At 66.7% G+C, this 14,933-nt stretch carries 13 protein-coding genes and 1 tRNA gene; 6 read left to right on the top strand and 8 right to left on the bottom strand.

What is annotated here, in order from left to right; genetic code table 11:
* Positions 1-30: 30 nt before the first annotated feature.
* From D6850_RS13345 to D6850_RS13335, 3 genes are all read right to left on the bottom strand, one after another.
* Positions 31-117, bottom strand: a tRNA-Leu gene (locus D6850_RS13345).
* Positions 118-161: 44 nt separating this feature from the next.
* Complete coding sequence (locus D6850_RS13340; RefSeq protein ID WP_121167707.1) at positions 162-719, bottom strand: tetratricopeptide repeat protein; 558 nt, start codon at positions 717-719, stop codon at positions 162-164.
* Positions 720-767: 48 nt separating this feature from the next.
* Positions 768-1,244, bottom strand: coding sequence for an Lrp/AsnC family transcriptional regulator (locus tag D6850_RS13335; protein ID WP_121167705.1), 477 nt, complete (start codon positions 1,242-1,244; stop codon positions 768-770).
* A 119-nt stretch (positions 1,245-1,363) separates the two neighbouring features.
* Here D6850_RS13335 and putA point away from each other — a divergent pair, with 119 nt between their 5' ends.
* The 3 genes from putA to D6850_RS13320 all read left to right on the top strand — a co-directional run bounded on the left by putA (position 1,364) and on the right by D6850_RS13320 (position 6,006).
* Positions 1,364-4,807, top strand: coding sequence for a bifunctional proline dehydrogenase/L-glutamate gamma-semialdehyde dehydrogenase PutA (gene putA / locus D6850_RS13330; RefSeq protein ID WP_121167703.1), 3,444 nt, complete (start codon positions 1,364-1,366; stop codon positions 4,805-4,807).
* Between the two features lie 87 nt (positions 4,808-4,894).
* Entirely contained in the window at positions 4,895-5,641 is a 747-nt protein-coding gene (locus D6850_RS13325) for a rhomboid family intramembrane serine protease (RefSeq protein WP_121167701.1), read from the top strand.
* Positions 5,638-6,006: a GFA family protein gene (locus D6850_RS13320; protein ID WP_121167699.1), complete on the top strand. Its 369-nt coding sequence runs from the start codon at positions 5,638-5,640 to the stop codon at positions 6,004-6,006. Before D6850_RS13325 ends, D6850_RS13320 begins: the two co-directional genes overlap by 4 nt.
* A 30-nt stretch (positions 6,007-6,036) precedes the next feature.
* On the opposite strand, the gene D6850_RS13315 is transcribed toward D6850_RS13320, so the two are convergent.
* The 4 genes from D6850_RS13315 to D6850_RS13300 form a co-directional block, all read right to left on the bottom strand.
* Positions 6,037-6,684 carry an FkbM family methyltransferase gene (locus tag D6850_RS13315; protein WP_166434068.1) on the bottom strand — a complete coding sequence of 216 codons (648 nt, stop codon included), beginning with the start codon at positions 6,682-6,684 and terminating at the stop codon, positions 6,037-6,039.
* A gap of 105 nt (positions 6,685-6,789) precedes the next feature.
* Complete coding sequence (locus D6850_RS13310; protein WP_121167695.1) at positions 6,790-7,575, bottom strand: inositol monophosphatase family protein; 786 nt, start codon at positions 7,573-7,575, stop codon at positions 6,790-6,792.
* Between the two features lie 98 nt (positions 7,576-7,673).
* The gene (locus D6850_RS13305; protein WP_121167693.1) at positions 7,674-8,051 is read right to left on the bottom strand and encodes a VOC family protein; all 378 of its coding nucleotides are present in this window, start codon (positions 8,049-8,051) and stop codon (positions 7,674-7,676) included.
* Complete coding sequence (locus D6850_RS13300; RefSeq protein WP_121167691.1) at positions 8,048-8,965, bottom strand: LysR family transcriptional regulator; 918 nt, start codon at positions 8,963-8,965, stop codon at positions 8,048-8,050. The genes D6850_RS13305 and D6850_RS13300 overlap by 4 nt, the downstream gene beginning before the upstream one ends.
* Before the next feature lie 108 nt (positions 8,966-9,073).
* On the opposite strand from D6850_RS13300, the gene metF reads away from it, so the two are divergent.
* From metF to D6850_RS13285, 3 genes are all read left to right on the top strand, one after another.
* Complete coding sequence (gene metF / locus D6850_RS13295; RefSeq protein WP_121167689.1) at positions 9,074-9,940, top strand: methylenetetrahydrofolate reductase [NAD(P)H]; 867 nt, start codon at positions 9,074-9,076, stop codon at positions 9,938-9,940.
* A 348-nt stretch (positions 9,941-10,288) separates the two neighbouring features.
* A complete protein-coding gene (locus D6850_RS13290; protein WP_121167687.1) occupies positions 10,289-10,897 on the top strand; it encodes an HD domain-containing protein in 609 nt (202 codons plus the stop codon).
* 97 nt (positions 10,898-10,994) lie between these two features.
* Positions 10,995-14,012, top strand: a complete 3,018-nt coding sequence (locus D6850_RS13285) for a valine--tRNA ligase (RefSeq protein ID WP_121167685.1) — start codon at positions 10,995-10,997, stop codon at positions 14,010-14,012.
* A 51-nt stretch (positions 14,013-14,063) separates the two neighbouring features.
* Here the strand turns inward: D6850_RS13285 and D6850_RS13280 are convergent, their stop codons facing one another.
* The gene (locus D6850_RS13280) at positions 14,064-14,882 is read right to left on the bottom strand and encodes a bifunctional allantoicase/(S)-ureidoglycine aminohydrolase (protein WP_121167683.1); all 819 of its coding nucleotides are present in this window, start codon (positions 14,880-14,882) and stop codon (positions 14,064-14,066) included.
* Between the last annotated feature and the right edge of the window lie 51 nt (positions 14,883-14,933).

Genomic DNA, 14,933 nt, shown 5'->3' with positions numbered 1-14,933 from the left:
CACTCCGGCGGGGCCGTGTCGGGGTGAACCTGGTGCGGGCGGTGGGACTCGAACCCACACGGGGCTAGGCCCCAACGGATTTTAAGTCCGGTATGTCTACCATTCCATCACGCCCGCATCATGGCGCGAGAATACGGTCTGTGCGCGGCATGTAAAGCGCGCTACAGGTCCCGTTCCTCTGCTTCGAGCATCGGCAGCAGACTGCGTTCCCCGAGCCACGGATTCATCGCAAGCGCCGCGCGCAGGGCCAGCGCCGCCTCGCCCTCGCGGCCCAGTCCGATAAATGTCAGCGCAAGGCCGGTGCGGGCCGCCACGTGGGTGGGCGTGATTTCGATCGCGCGCTCGAGGTCCGGCAGGGCCGCGGCATAGTCGCCGCGCAGGAAATGCACGAAGGCGCGCTGGTTGTACCCCTCGGCGTAGTGCGGGCAATAGGCCGCCAGCGCCTCGAACGCCTTCATCGCGCCAATGAAATCACCGACTTCGCGGCGCTCCATCCCGGTATCCAGCAGCTCCTGCGCCGCGGCGTCCGGCGCATCGGTCCAAAGCGCCCACATCCGGTGCGACACGCCGCGCCCGGCGGCCTCGTTCGGCGCCGCTCTCGCCTCGGCGATGAGGGCGCGCAGCGCCGCGGCGTGATCGGGCGCAGGCGGGCATTCCGCGGCCTCCGCAGGCGAGGTTGCAAGGAGCGCGAGCGCGACAAGAGGTTGGGCAAGGCGCATGATGACCCATCATGAGGCGCCCCGCCCGCGGGTCAAATCACATTTCGCTCAGCCCGCGCCGGTCGGGCCCGCGTCCTTGACCGCCTGCATCGCCACGTAGGTCGAGGTTCCCGAGACATGCGGCAGGGTCGAGATATGCTCGGCTAGCACGCGGCGGTAATCGGCCATGTTGCCGGTGCGGATCTTCAGCAGGTAGTCGAAATTCCCCGCGATGAGATGCGCCTCTTCGATCTCGGGGATGCGCGCCACCGCCGCGTTGAACGCCGCCAGCGCCGCCTCGCGCGTGTCGGTCAGGCGCACCTCCACGAAACTGACGTGATCGCGGCCCAGCGCAATGGGGTCGATCAGCGCGCGGTAGCCGGTGATCACGCCCGCCGCCTCGAGCCGGCGCAGCCGCGTCTGGGTGGGCGATTTCGACAGGCCGATCCGCTGCGCGAGGTCGGTCACGCTCATCCGGCCGTCGCCGGCGAGAACGCGCAGAATCGCGTGGTCGAACCGGTCGAGCGCGGGGCGGTCCTTTCGCATCGTCTTTACTCCGATCTTCGGGCAATCTACCCTCCATTCGGCCCTTATCGGGAAAACCGGCCGCATCCAACCTGATACTTGGGGCCAATCACCTGCGGGTGACTGAACGGGGGACCATCATGCCTTACGACACCGAACTGCGCCGCTCGATCGACCTCAATACTTATGCCGACGAGGCCGAGACAATCGAGCGGCTGACGGCGCAGGCCGCGCTTTCGCCCGAGGACCGCGAGCGGATCAGCGCCCGTGGCGCCCAGTTGGTGCGCGATATCCGCACTTCCTCCGATCCGGGGCTGATGGAGGTCTTCCTCGCCGAGTACGGCCTTTCCACGGATGAGGGGATCGCGCTGATGTGCCTCGCCGAGGCGCTCTTGCGCGTGCCCGACGCCGAGACCATCGACGCGCTGATCGAGGACAAGATCGCGCCGAGCGACTGGGGCAAGCACATGGGCCGCTCCGCCTCGAGCCTCGTCAACGCCTCGACATGGGCGCTGATGCTCACCGGGCGGGTGCTGAAGGAAGACCAGAAAGGCCCCGTCGGCCACCTGCGCAACGCCGTGCGCCGGCTGGGCGAGCCGGTGATCCGCACCGCGGTCGGGCGCGCCATGCGCGAGATGGGCCGCCAGTTCGTGCTGGGCGAAGACATCCAGGCGGCGATGAAACGCGCCGCCGGCATGGAGAAGAAGGGCTATACCTATTCCTACGACATGCTGGGCGAGGCGGCGCGCACCGACAAGGACGCAACGCGCTATCACCTCAGCTACTCGCGCGCGATTTCCGCTATCGCGGAGGCTTGCACCCATGACGAGATCGCGAAGAATCCCGGTATTTCCGTAAAGCTCTCGGCGCTGCACCCCCGCTACGAGGTGGCGCAGGCCGAGCAGGTGATGGAGGTGCTGGCGCCGCGCCTGCGCGGGCTCGCGCTTTTGGCGAAATCGGCCGGCATGGGGCTCAACATCGACGCGGAAGAGGCGGATCGTCTGGCGCTGTCGCTCGAGGTGATCGAAACGGTCCTGTCGGAACCCGCGCTTGCCGGGTGGGACGGGTTCGGCGTCGTGGTGCAGGCCTACGGGCAGCGCGCGGGGCAGGTGCTCGATTTCCTGTATGATCTCGCCACGCGGCTGGATCGCAGGATCATGGTGCGCCTCGTCAAGGGCGCCTATTGGGACACCGAGATCAAGCGCGCGCAGGTCGAGGGCATCGACGGCTTTCCGGTCTTCACGCACAAGTCCGCGACCGACATCAGCTATATCGCCAACGCGCGCAAGCTCCTGTCGATGACCGACCGGATCTATCCGCAATTCGCCACCCATAACGCGCATACGGTCGCCGCGATCCTCGACATGGCCGAGGGACTTCCGGGCGCGAAGGACAAGTTCGAGTTCCAGCGCCTGCACGGCATGGGCGAGGCGCTGCACGACATCATCCTCAAGAGCGAAGGCACCCGCTGCCGCATCTACGCGCCGGTAGGCGCGCATCGCGACCTCTTGGCCTATCTCGTGCGACGCCTGCTGGAAAACGGGGCGAATTCCAGCTTCGTCAACCAGATCGTCGATGAGGACGTGCCCCCCGAAGAGGTCGCCCGCGATCCGTTCGAGGTATACGAGACGGCGCATGTGGACCTGCCCACCGGGCCGGAACTGTTCCTGCCCGAGCGTATCAACTCCAAGGGGTTCGACCTTACCCACCAGCCAACGCTCGATGCGATCGACGCCGCCCGCGCGCCCTTCGCCAGCCATGAATGGCAGGCCGCGCCGCTGCTGGCGGGCGAGGCCAGCCCGGAGACGCCGGGCGACGTGATCAACCCCGCCGACCCGGCCGACAGTCCCGGCACGGTGGCCCACGCAAGCGCGGCGGACATCGAAACGGCGCTGGCGAATGCGAAACCGTGGGAGGCCACGCCGGAAGAGCGCGCGCGCGTGCTGAACAAGGTGGCCGACCTCTACGAGGAGAACTTCGGCGAGATCTTCGCGATCCTGCACCGCGAGGCAGGCAAGAGCCAGCTCGACGCCGTGGCCGAACTGCGCGAGGCGGTGGATTTCCTGCGGTACTACGCCGCCAACGCGCCGGAAACGCCGCCGGTGGGCGTGTTCACCTGCATCAGCCCGTGGAACTTCCCGCTTGCGATCTTCACCGGGCAGATTTCGGCGGCGCTGGCCGCGGGCAACGCGGTGCTGTCGAAACCCGCCGAACAGACGCCGATCCTTGCGCATTTCGCCGTCACGCTCATGCACGAGGCGGGCGTGCCGCGCGCTGCGCTGCAACTGCTGCCCGGCGGCGGCGAGGTGGGCGCGGCGCTGACCTCGGACGCGCGCGTCGACGGCGTGGCCTTTACCGGCTCCACCGCGACGGCGATGAAGATCAGGGCCGCGATGGCCGAACACCTCGCCCCCGGCGCGCCGCTGATCGCGGAGACCGGCGGCTTGAACGCGATGATCGTGGACAGCACCGCGCTGCCCGAACAGGCCGTGCAGGCCATCATCGAGAGCGCGTTCCAGTCCGCCGGGCAACGCTGTTCCGCGCTGCGATGCCTCTACGTGCAGGAGGACATCGCCGAGGATTTCCTGACCATGCTCAGGGGCGCGATGGACGCGGTGGTGATCGGGAAGCCCTGGGATCTCAGCACCGATTGCGGCCCCGTCATCGATGAGACCGCGCGGCGCGGCATAGCGGAGCACATCCAGGCCGCGCGCGCCGACGGGCGGCTCATGCATGAGCTGAAGACGCCCAACGCGGGCACCTATGTCGCGCCGACCCTGATCCGGGTGAACGGCATCAATGACCTCGAGCGCGAGGTATTCGGCCCGGTGCTGCACTACGCCACCTTCGACGGAGAGGATCTCGACGCCGTGATCGACGCGATCAACGCCACCGGCTATGGCCTCACCTTCGGGCTGATGACGCGTATCGACGACCGCGTGCAGCACGTGACCGAGCGGGTGCACGCGGGCAACATCTACGTCAACCGCAACCAGATCGGCGCGATCGTCGGCTCCCAGCCATTCGGCGGCGAGGGGCTGAGCGGCACCGGTCCCAAGGCGGGCGGGCCACACTACCTGCCGCGCTTTACCGCGCGCCCTGCGCCGGACGCCGCGGGCGAATGGTCGGGCGACATGCCCGCGGGCGACGTGCAGAAGGCGCTCGACAAGACCGCGACGCATCCCATCACCCCGCGCGAGGCGTTGGTGCTGCCCGGCCCGACGGGCGAATCCAACCGCCTGACCACCCATCACCGCGCGCCGCTCTTGTGCATGGGGCCGGGCAGGGAGGCCGCCGACGCGCAGGCCAGGGCCGTGACGGAGCTTGGCGGCGTGGCGACCGTTGCGACGGGGCATGTGGACCCCGAGGCGCTCGCCACGCTCACCGGTCTGTCCGGCGCGATCTGGTGGGGGGACGGCGAAACCGGGCGCGACTATGCGCTGGCGCTGAGCCGGCGCAGCGGACCGATCCTGCCGCTGATCACCGGCCTGCCGGATACCGGCCACGCGCTGCACGAACGGCACGTCTGCGTCGACACCACCGCGGCGGGCGGCAACGCCGCGCTGCTGGGCGGCGCGGCCTGAAGATGACGCGCCCGCCCCGGTCCCCGGGCCGGGACGGGCGCTCGATGGGCGCTTGACCGCCACGCGCGCGCCCGCCAACGTGACGCCATGTTCCCGATCCGCGATCATAACCCCTCGGGGCGCACGCCTTATGTCACCTACGCGCTGATCGCGATCAACGTGGTGGTGTTCCTCGCCTACTGGCCGGCGCTCTCGGGCGACTTCCGCGAACTGATGATGTTCTACTACGATTGGGGCGTGACCCCGGTCCTCATCACGCAAAACGGCGATTACGCAACGCTCTTCACCTCGATGTTCCTGCATGGCGGCTGGATGCATCTCGCGGGCAACATGCTGTTCCTGTGGGTGTTCGGCGACAACCTCGAGGACGAGATGGGCCATTTGCCCTACCTCGCCTTCTACACCGCCGCCGGCGTCGCCGCCGCGCTGGCCGAGGTCGCCGCCGCGCCGCTGTCGCAGGTGCCGACCGTGGGCGCGTCGGGCGCGATCGCCGGGGTGATGGGCGGCTACCTGCTGCTGTTTCCCAGGGCCAAGGTGGACGTGCTCATCATCATCATCTTTCTCTTCTACATCATCCCGGTGCCGGCGTGGATCGTGCTGGGCCTGTGGATGATCATGCAGCTCTTCGGCGGGCTGAGCGCCGTGCCCGAGGCGGGGGGCGTGGCCTACTGGGCGCATGCGGGCGGATTCGCGGCCGGGGCGGTGCTGACGCTGCCGCTCTTCCTGCGGCTGGGCGGGCCGCGTTTCTGGGACCGCACACACGGACGCCCCCCGCATCCCGAAGCCCGCTATGAGCTCGCCCGGACCCGCATCCCGAAAGTGAGGCGCAAATGACCGACCCCGTGAAAGCCACCTGCCATTGCGGCGCGGTTGAACTGCGCATCACGCTCACCGACGGGCTGCGCACCGCCCGGCGCTGCGATTGCAGCTTCTGCGCGCGCCGCGGCGCGGCCGCGGTGACCGCGCCGCGGGACGGGGTGGAGGTGGTGCGGGGCGCCGATACGCTCACGCTTTACCAGTGGGGCACGATGACGGCGAAGCACTGGTTCTGCTCGGTCTGCGGCATCTACATGTATCACAACCGCCGCTCGGACCCGGAGGAATGCGGCGTCAACCTTGGCGCGCTGGAGGGCGTGAACCCGCGCGACCTGGGCGAAATCGGCTGGGTCGACGGGATCAATCATCCATCGGATCGCTGAAGCCGGGTCATCCGCCGAGCCGAATGTCCGTCAAGCATCCCGTTCGTACAGGACCTCGTAATATTGGCCTTTCTGGGCATCTCCGGCGAACGGAACCTGCATCGCCTTGCGAAAGCCGAAGCGGGCCACGTAATCCGTCAGATCGTCCAGCTTGCAACACCCGGCGTAGGATTCGAAATCCGCGGCCTCGGTCTTGATGAACCGGAACTGTTCAAGCAACTGCCCCGCACCCTGAAGCACCAGAAGCTCCGCCCCCTGCGTGTCCAGGACGAGCGCATCATACGCCCCGAGGTCCAGAGACTCGGCCTCGGCGAAACTGCGAAACGTGGTGGAGGTCATCTCGAGGCTGCCGGTGTAATGCACCTCCGGCCAGATTTTCCGGTGATCCTTCAGGTCGAAGATGGAAGATGAAGCGCCGCCATTATTGGCGATATTGAGCGTGATCCTGTCGCCGTCGCGATCGGTCAGGAGATATCGGTAGGCGCGTTGCCGCGACATGCCCTGGAGATTGGCCTCGAGCTCGGCAAATACGTCGGGGATCGGCTCGACCCACGCCACGTTCAGACCCTTCGCGGCGTAGACTTTCCTCTCCTGTCCGGTGTTCGCGCCGATGTGGATCACACCGGACGCATGATCCAGAAAGGCATCGACGCCGGACGTAGGCGCGGCGGGTTTCATCAGTTTGGAAACTAACTTGCGAAGTCCGCCAATCATGTTGATTCCTTCCCTCATGGCGCTGCATTACAGGTCAAGATCACACATAACCGCGCACTTGCGCATCCGTTAATTCCGGATGACCTGCGCGAACTTTTCAAAAATCGCGTTGTTCGCGCAGATGATGGACCCGCTTTCAAGCAACTCCGCACCCGCATCCATCGGCTCCACGAACGCCCCCGCCTCGCGCGCGATGACCATCCCCGCGGCGATGTCCCACGGTTTCAGCCGCCGCTCCCAGAATCCGTCATACCGTCCCGCCGCGACATAGGCGAGGTCGAGCGCCGCCGAACCCCAGCGTCGCACCCCGGCGCAGGCGGGCATGAGCCGCGCGAGATCCTGCAACGTCTTCGGCAGGTCGCTGCGCCCGCCGAAGGGCACGCCGGTGGCGAAGATGCTCTCGATCATCTTGTGGCGTCCGGAGACCCGCAGGCGGGTTTCATTCATCCAGGCGCCTTCGCCCTTCTCGGCCCAGAACAGTTCGTCCTTGGGCGCGTCGTAAACCACCCCCGCCACGATCTGTCCCTTGTGTTCCAGCGCGATGGAAACCGCCCAGTGCGGCAGCCCGTGCAGGAAATTCGTCGTCCCGTCCAGCGGATCGACGATCCAGCGCCGAGTCGGGTCCTTGCCCTCTTCCTCTCCGCCTTCCTCGGCCAGCCAGCCGTAGGTCGGGCGCGCGTTCATCAGTTCGGACTTGATGATCTGCTCGGCGTTGATGTCGGCGCGGCTGACGAAATCGCCCGCCCCCTTCATCGAAACCTGAAGGTTTTCGACCTCGCGGAAATCCTTGGCCAGCGAACGCCCGGCCTTGCGCGCGGCCTTCATCATCACGTTGAGGTTTGCACTACCGGGCATGGGTCTTCTCCGCTGGGGTCAGGGCGCGCGTATAGGCCGGGTGAGGCTTGTCTGCAAGGGGCGCGCCTGTATTCAGCGCGCATCGCACGGGCCGGGCGTCATCCGTTGAAGTCATGCTCCGACCTCAATGCGCACCTGTTGCCGTCCGGGTCCGCGAATTCCGCCGTCGTGCCCCATTCATGCCGACGCAAGCGCACGGTCACCCCTTTCGCCCTCAGCTGCGCACAGGCGGCCTCGACGTCATCGACGTTGAAGCGAAACTTCGTCGGGCAACGCTCGGGCGGTTTCGTGCCCGGCGACGCCGTCCCGCCCGGCTCGACCATGAGATACGTATCGCCCAGGGCAAAGACCGTGATCTCCTCGTCATCGTGGCGGATGGTCTCCAGAAGCGGCAACTCCAGGATCGAGCCATAGAAATCGCGGCATTCCGGATAGTTCTCGGAGTTCAGGATGATGCCCGTTCTGGTGAATTTCACGCCACCGCCTCGCGCCGCTGCAACCGCACCGGGATCTCGCGCGCCAGTTTCAGCAGATGCGCCATGAACGGCTTGGCCGCGTCGTCTTCGCGGATCGCTGCATAAAGCCGCTTGGTCAGCCCGCCTTCGGTAATGGGGCGTGCGACATAGTCGCTGCTGGTGCGCACCTCGCGCACCACCCAGTCGGGCAGGACGGCGACGCCCCGGTTGCTCGCCACCAGCAGCAGGATCACCGCTGTCAGTTCGACCTGCCGGATCGCGGCGGGTTCGATCTTGGCCGGGGTCAGCAATTCGGTGAACACGTCAAGACGCGAGCGGTCCACCGGGTAGGTGATCAGCGTTTCGTCGCGAAGATCCGCCGCCTCGATGAACGGCTTCTGCGCGAGCGGGTGCGCGGCCGAAGCCAGGAACACCGGCTCGTAATCAAACAGCGGCTTGAAGCCGATGCCCGGCAGCGTCTCGGGGTCCGAGGAAACGACGAGGTCGACCTCTTCCTTCTGCAAGGCGGGCAGCGCGTCGAAGGCGAGCCCGGGGCGGATATCGACATCGACATCGGGCCAGGCCTTGCGGAACGCTTCGAGCACGGGGAACAGCCATTCGAAACAGGCGTGGCACTCGATCGCGATATGCATCCGCCCCGCGCTGCCGGCGCGCACGCCGCTGAACTCGGCCTCGAGCGCCTCGATCTCGGGGAGCACCTTCTCGGCCAGGCGCAACAGCCGCTGACCGGCGGCGGACAGCTTCATCGGCTTGGAGCGGCGCACGAACAGTTCGACCCCCGCCTGATCCTCGAGCCCCTTGATCTGGTGGCTCAGCGCGGACTGGGTGATGTGCAACTGCTCGGCCGCGCGGGCAAGGCCGCCGGCACGGTGAATGGCCCGGATCGTGCGCAGGTGGCGGAACTCGATATGCATCTACCGGTCGTCCTCATGATCTTTGTGAATATTATGAATTTGCTTCTCATACACAATCGGATCAGATGAAAGCAAGCCTTCGCTCTTCCGTGTCCAGGGACCTTTAAGATGACCGCACCCCGCGTCTCGTTCGAATTCTTTCCGCCCAAATCGCTCGAAGGCTCGTTCCGGCTCTGGGACACGGTGCACGCGCTGGCGCCGCTCGGGCCGCGCTTCGTATCGGTCACCTACGGCGCGGGCGGCACGACGCGCAAGCTGACGCGCGAGGCGGTCGGCACGCTTTACCAGGCGACCGGCCTCAACGTGGCCGCGCACCTTACCTGCGTCGACGCGACCCGCGCCGAGACGCTGGCCATCGCCGATGAATTCGCCGCCGCCGGCGTGCGCGAAATCGTGGCGCTGCGCGGCGACGCCCCAAAGGGCACCGGCGGGTTCAAGCCGCATCCCGACGGCTACTCGGACAGTTGCGCGCTGATCGAGGCGCTGGCGGCCCGCGGCGATTTCACGATCCGCGTGGGCGCCTATCCCGAACCCCACCCCGAGGCGGCGGATAACGATGCGGACGTCGCCTGGCTCAAGCGCAAGTTCGAGGCCGGCGCGGACGAGGCGATCACGCAGTTCTTCTTCAGCGCGGACACCTTCCTGCGCTTCCGTGACCGCTGCGCCGCGGCGGGCATAGATAAACCCATCCTGCCCGGCATCCTGCCGATCGAGAACTGGCCCAACGCGCGCCGCTTCGCCACCGCCTGCGGCGCGACCATCCCCACGTGGCTCGACAACGCGTTCGAGACGGCAGAGCGCGACGGGCGCACCGAACTGCTCGCCACCGCGATCGCGACCGAACTCTGCAGCAGGCTGATCGACGAGGGCGTCGAGGATCTGCATTTCTACACGCTGAACCGCCCCGAACTGACGCGCGACATCTGCCATGCGCTGGGCGTCACGCCCAAGGTGGCGCTGCGCGACGTGGCCTGACCCTTCGCGCCTCTTGCGGCGATATCGACACCGACGGCATCTGGTCTCGGCGCTGCGCGCAGGGGCGGGCGGTCCTTGCCGCTGACGCGGAAGATTCCCGATCGCGATACGCGCCTGACACGCTATCGCGCCGACTGTCCAAAGCAGATGGAGCGAGTCGCGCCTGACAGCCGCAAATCATGCCGCCGACCGTTCGGGGCATTTCGTCCACTGCATGCCGCCGACCGTAAATTTCGCCCCGCGGCCCTTGCGCTCTGCGAGGAAATCCGCACGGTTCAGGCCAAGGCCCTTGCGAAAGGCGCCGGGAAACAGGTTTCTACGTATGACAGGATGTGAGGAGGGCAGCACATGGACCGCGTCAGCTTTACCCGAATGAAGGACGGCACGAAAGAAGACTACGAATTCCTCAACGAACACGAGATCGACCACACCAAGCACACCGCCAAGCGCCTGTTGAAGGCGCTCGTGGACCTCGACAAAAGCCTCTCGGGCTACCAGATCACGCGGCTCGGCCATTCGGTGCAGTCCGCCAGCCGCGCCTGGCGCGACGGGGCGGATACCGATTGGGTGGTCGCGGCGCTGCTGCATGACATCGGCGACATCTACGCGCCCTACAACCACGACGAATACGCCGCGACGATCCTCAAGCCCTTCGTGCGCGAGCAATGCACATGGGTGGTCGAGAAACACGGCGACTTCCAGATGCTCTATTACGGCCAGCACCTTGAAGGCGCGGACCAGCACAAGCGCGAGCGCCATCGCGGCCACCCCTATTTCGACGACTGCGCCGAATTCTGCGAACGCTGGGACCAGGCGAGCTTCGACCCGGATTACGACGACCTGCCGCTCGACTTCTTCGCGCCGATGGTCGAGGAGGTCTTCGCCCGCACGCCCTACGACCCGGATGTGATCCGCCCCGGCGTCCGCGTTCCGCTCACCACTGAGCCGCGCGCCTGACACAGCCATTGCTGCTTTTCGCAGCGGCGCACTTCCCCTTCGCCGCGTCATTCGCTAACCACTGCGGGAACAGCGGGATGCAGCGGAGACCGACGCAATGGCACTGGACAAGACCTTCGACGCGGGCGCGGCCGAGAAGCGAATCTACGACGCCTGGGAACGCGCCGGCAGCTTTGCCGCGGGCGCGAACGCGCGCGAAGGGGCCGAGCCGTTCAGCATCATGATCCCGCCGCCCAACGTGACCGGCGTGCTGCACATGGGCCATGCGTTCAACAACACGTTGCAGGACATTCTTATCCGCTGGAAGCGGATGCAGGGTTACGACACGCTTTGGCAGCCGGGTGTGGATCACGCGGGGATCGCCACGCAGATGGTGGTCGAACGGATGCTGGCGGAACAGGGCCTGCCGTCGCGCGCCGAAATGGGGCGCGAGGCGTTTCTCGCCAAGGTCTGGGAGTGGAAGGAGAAATCCGGCGGCACGATCATCGAGCAGTTGAAGCGCCTCGGCGCGTCCTGCGACTGGTCGCGCACCGCCTTCACGATGGCCGGCGCGGCGGGCGACACGCGCACCGGCCACGAGGGCAGCGCCAATTTCCACGACGCGGTCATCAAGGTCTTTGTCGACATGTACGACAAGGGGCTGATCTATCGCGGCAAGCGGCTGGTGAACTGGGATCCGCATTTCGAGACGGCGATTTCCGATCTCGAGGTCGAGAATACCGAAGTGCCGGGGCATATGTGGCATTTCAAGTATCCGCTCGCGGGCGGGGCGACCTACGAATATGTCGAGAAGGACGAGGACGGCAACGTCACCCTTCGCGAAGAGCGCGATTACATTTCCATCGCCACAACGCGGCCTGAAACGATGCTTGGCGACGGCGCGGTCGCGGTGCACCCCGATGACGCGCGCTACGCGCCGATCGTCGGGCAGCTTTGCGAAATCCCGGTGGGCCCGAAGGAGCATCGCCGCCTGATCCCGATCATCACGGATGAGTATCCCGATCCCGATTTCGGCTCGGGGGCGGTCAAGATCACCGGCGCGCATGATTTCAACGACTACGAAGTCGCCAGGCGCGGCGGCATCCCGATGTATCGCCTGATGGACACGAAGGGCGCGATGCGCGCCGACGGCGCGCCCTACGCCGAGGCGGCATCCGAAGCTCAGCGTCACGCCACCAATTGGTTGGTCCGAAATGGCTATAGAGCGCCCGAAGGTTTTCATATCGACACCGGTGAGGGGCTTTCGGTCGATGATGAGAATAGTGTCGATGCCGTCAACCTCGTCCCCGACGATCTGCGCGGTCTCGACCGGTTCGAGGCGCGCGCCCGCGTGGTGGAGCAGATCACCGCCGAGGGGCTGGCGGTCATGGTTCCGCCGACCGATCCGCGGCTCGGATCGCCCAAGGCGCCGGTCGCGCCCGAGGAAGGCGGCGAGACGCGCGAGGATACGGCCGTCCCGTTGGTCGAGAACAAGCCGATCATGCAGCCCTTCGGCGACCGCTCCAAGGTGGTGATCGAGCCGATGCTGACTGATCAGTGGTTCGTCGACACCGCGCAGATCGTCGGCCCCGCGCTCGACGCCGTCCGCTCGGGCGAGGTGCGGATCATGCCCGAGGCCGACCGCAAGGTCTATTTCCACTGGCTGGAGAATATCGAGCCGTGGTGCATCTCGCGCCAGCTTTGGTGGGGGCATCAGATCCCGGTTTGGTTCGACGCAAACGGCAACCAGTATTGCGCGCCGACCGAGGCCGAAGCGCAGGCGAAGGCCGGTGAAGGCGTCACGTTGACGCGCGACCCCGACGTGCTCGACACATGGTTCTCCTCCGGCCTCTGGCCCATCGGCACGCTGGGCTGGCCCGAGGATACGCCGGAATTGCGCAAGTATTTCCCCACCTCGACCCTCATCACCGGCTTCGACATCATCTTCTTCTGGGTCGCGCGGATGATGATGATGCAATACGCCGTGGTCGGCGAAAAACCGTTCAGCGACGTCTACGTGCACGCCCTCGTCCGGGACGAGAAGGGCAAGAAGATGTCGAAATCCTTGGGCAACGTGCTCGACCCGATCGAGCTGATCGACGATTACGGCGCGGACGCCGTGCGCTTCACGCTCACCGCGATGGCGGCGATGGGCCGCGATCTGAAGCTCAGCACGCAACGCATCGCGGGCTATCGCAATTTCGGGACGAAGCTCTGGAACGCCGCGCGCTTTGCCGAGATGAACGACGCCACGGCGGCCGCATTGGGCCAGGATTATTCTGAGAACGATCTCCCCGCGCCCGAGGCGACCGTGAACCGCTGGATCGTGGGCGAGGTGGCCCGCGCGCGCGCCGATGTGGACGGCGCGCTTGCGCAATACCGCTTCAACGATGCGGCGGGGGCGCTCTACGCCTTCGTCTGGGGCAAGGTCTGCGACTGGTATGTGGAGTTCTCCAAGCCGCTGCTCATGGACGGCGATGACGCGACCAAGGCCGAGACGCGCGCCACGATGGCCTGGGTGATCGACCAGTGCCTGATCCTGCTGCACCCGATCATGCCCTTCATCACCGAAGAGCTCTGGGGCACGCTGGGGCAGCGCGACGCGATGCTGGCGCACACCGACTGGCCCGGTTACGGCGCCGACCTGATCGACGCGGACGCGGATCGCGAGATGAACTGGACGATCTCGCTGATCGAATCGGTCCGCTCGGCGCGTGCGCAGATGGGCGTGCCCGCGGGGCTGCAGATCCCGATGGTGGTCACGTCGCTTGACGCGGCCGGGCGGCAGGCATGGGCCCGCAACGAGGCGATGATCAAGCGGCTGGCGCGGATCGAGAGCCTGGAAGAGGTCGAAACGATGCCCAAAGGCAGCGTCACGGTCGCGGTCGAGGGCGGCAGTTTCGGCCTGCCGCTGGCGGATATCATCGACGTGGACGCGGAAAAGGCGCGGCTGGAAAAGGCGCTGGCCAAGCTCGGCAAGGAACTGGGCGAGCTGCGCGGGCGGCTCAAGAACCCGAAATTCGCGAAATCCGCGCCCGAGGAGGTCGTGGCCGAAACCCGCGAGAACCTCGCCCGGCGCGAAGAGGAAGAAGAAAAGCTGCGCGCGGCGCTCGACCGGCTGGCGGAGATCGGCTGAGCGGGCGGCGCAGTCGAGTATTCTTGGAACATTGAAAGCGCCGGCGCGCGTTCAGAGCGCGGCGTGGCGGTTCACGTCCTTGTAGAGCAGGTAGCGGAACGGCCCCGGCCCGCCCGCGTAACAGGCCTGCGGGCAGAAGGCGCGCAGCCACATGTAATCGCCCGCCTCGACCTCGACCCAATCGCGGTTGAGCCGATAGGCGGCCTTGCCCTCGAGCACGTAGAGCCCGTGCTCCATGACGTGGGTCTCGAGGAACGGGATCACCGCGCCGGGATGGAGCGTGACGATGGTCATGTGCATGTCGTGGCGCATGTCGTCGGGATCGACGAACCGCGTCGTCGCCCAGCGCCCGTCCGAATCGGGCATGGCGAATGGTTCGTTCTCCGCGTCGCTGGTGATGACGGGATCGGGCGCGGGCAGGCCGTCCGCCGGCACGTAGGCCTTGCGCACCCAGTGCAGCACCGCCACGCCGTCGCCGGTCTGCGCCAGCCGCCAGTCGCTTCCCGGCGGTATGTAGGCGAAGCCGCCCGCGCGCAGGACATGCGCCTGCCCGTTGATCGTCAGTTCCACCGCGCCGCCGGTGACGAAAAGCGCGCCCTCGGCCCGCGCGTCCGGCTCGGGGCGGGTGGAGCCGCCGTCGGGCGAAATCTCCATCAGGTAGTGCGAAAAGGTCTCGGCGAAGCCCGACAGCGGGCGCGCCATCACCCATAGGCGGGTGGCGTCCCAATGGGGCAGGCGGCTCGCCGTGATGTCGCGCATGGTGCCGCGGGGCAGCACTGCGTAGGCTTCGGTAAAGACGGCGCGATCGCTGAAAAGCGCGGTCTGCGGCGGCTGGCCGCCGGGGCTGGCGAAGTACGTGCGCTCGCTCATGCGGGTTACTCCTGTCAATCGGCCCGCATCAGAGCAGAGCGCGCGGGAGGC

This window comes from Roseovarius spongiae (assembly GCF_003651245.1).
In the GTDB taxonomy this organism is placed as follows: Bacteria; Pseudomonadota; Alphaproteobacteria; order Rhodobacterales; family Rhodobacteraceae; genus Roseovarius; species Roseovarius spongiae.
This window is presented reverse-complemented; position numbering and strand designations above follow the sequence as displayed.

Excerpts from the sequence above, each read along its gene's own strand:
- D6850_RS13290 (WP_121167687.1), top strand. The coding sequence starts at position 10,289 with ATGGACCGCGTCAGCTTTACCCGAATGAAGGACGGCACGAAAGAAGAC.
- D6850_RS13325 (WP_121167701.1), top strand. The coding sequence starts at position 4,895 with ATGTTCCCGATCCGCGATCATAACCCCTCGGGGCGCACGCCTTATGTC.
- metF (WP_121167689.1), top strand. The coding sequence starts at position 9,074 with ATGACCGCACCCCGCGTCTCGTTCGAATTCTTTCCGCCCAAATCGCTC.
- D6850_RS13335 (WP_121167705.1), bottom strand. The coding sequence starts at position 1,244 with ATGCGAAAGGACCGCCCCGCGCTCGACCGGTTCGACCACGCGATTCTG.
- D6850_RS13300 (WP_121167691.1), bottom strand. The coding sequence starts at position 8,965 with ATGCATATCGAGTTCCGCCACCTGCGCACGATCCGGGCCATTCACCGT.
- D6850_RS13310 (WP_121167695.1), bottom strand. The coding sequence starts at position 7,575 with ATGCCCGGTAGTGCAAACCTCAACGTGATGATGAAGGCCGCGCGCAAG.
- D6850_RS13280 (WP_121167683.1), bottom strand. The coding sequence starts at position 14,882 with ATGAGCGAGCGCACGTACTTCGCCAGCCCCGGCGGCCAGCCGCCGCAG.
- putA (WP_121167703.1), top strand. The coding sequence starts at position 1,364 with ATGCCTTACGACACCGAACTGCGCCGCTCGATCGACCTCAATACTTAT.
- D6850_RS13320 (WP_121167699.1), top strand. The coding sequence starts at position 5,638 with ATGACCGACCCCGTGAAAGCCACCTGCCATTGCGGCGCGGTTGAACTG.
- D6850_RS13340 (WP_121167707.1), bottom strand. The coding sequence starts at position 719 with ATGCGCCTTGCCCAACCTCTTGTCGCGCTCGCGCTCCTTGCAACCTCG.
- D6850_RS13315 (WP_166434068.1), bottom strand. The coding sequence starts at position 6,684 with ATGAAACCCGCCGCGCCTACGTCCGGCGTCGATGCCTTTCTGGATCAT.
- D6850_RS13285 (WP_121167685.1), top strand. The coding sequence starts at position 10,995 with ATGGCACTGGACAAGACCTTCGACGCGGGCGCGGCCGAGAAGCGAATC.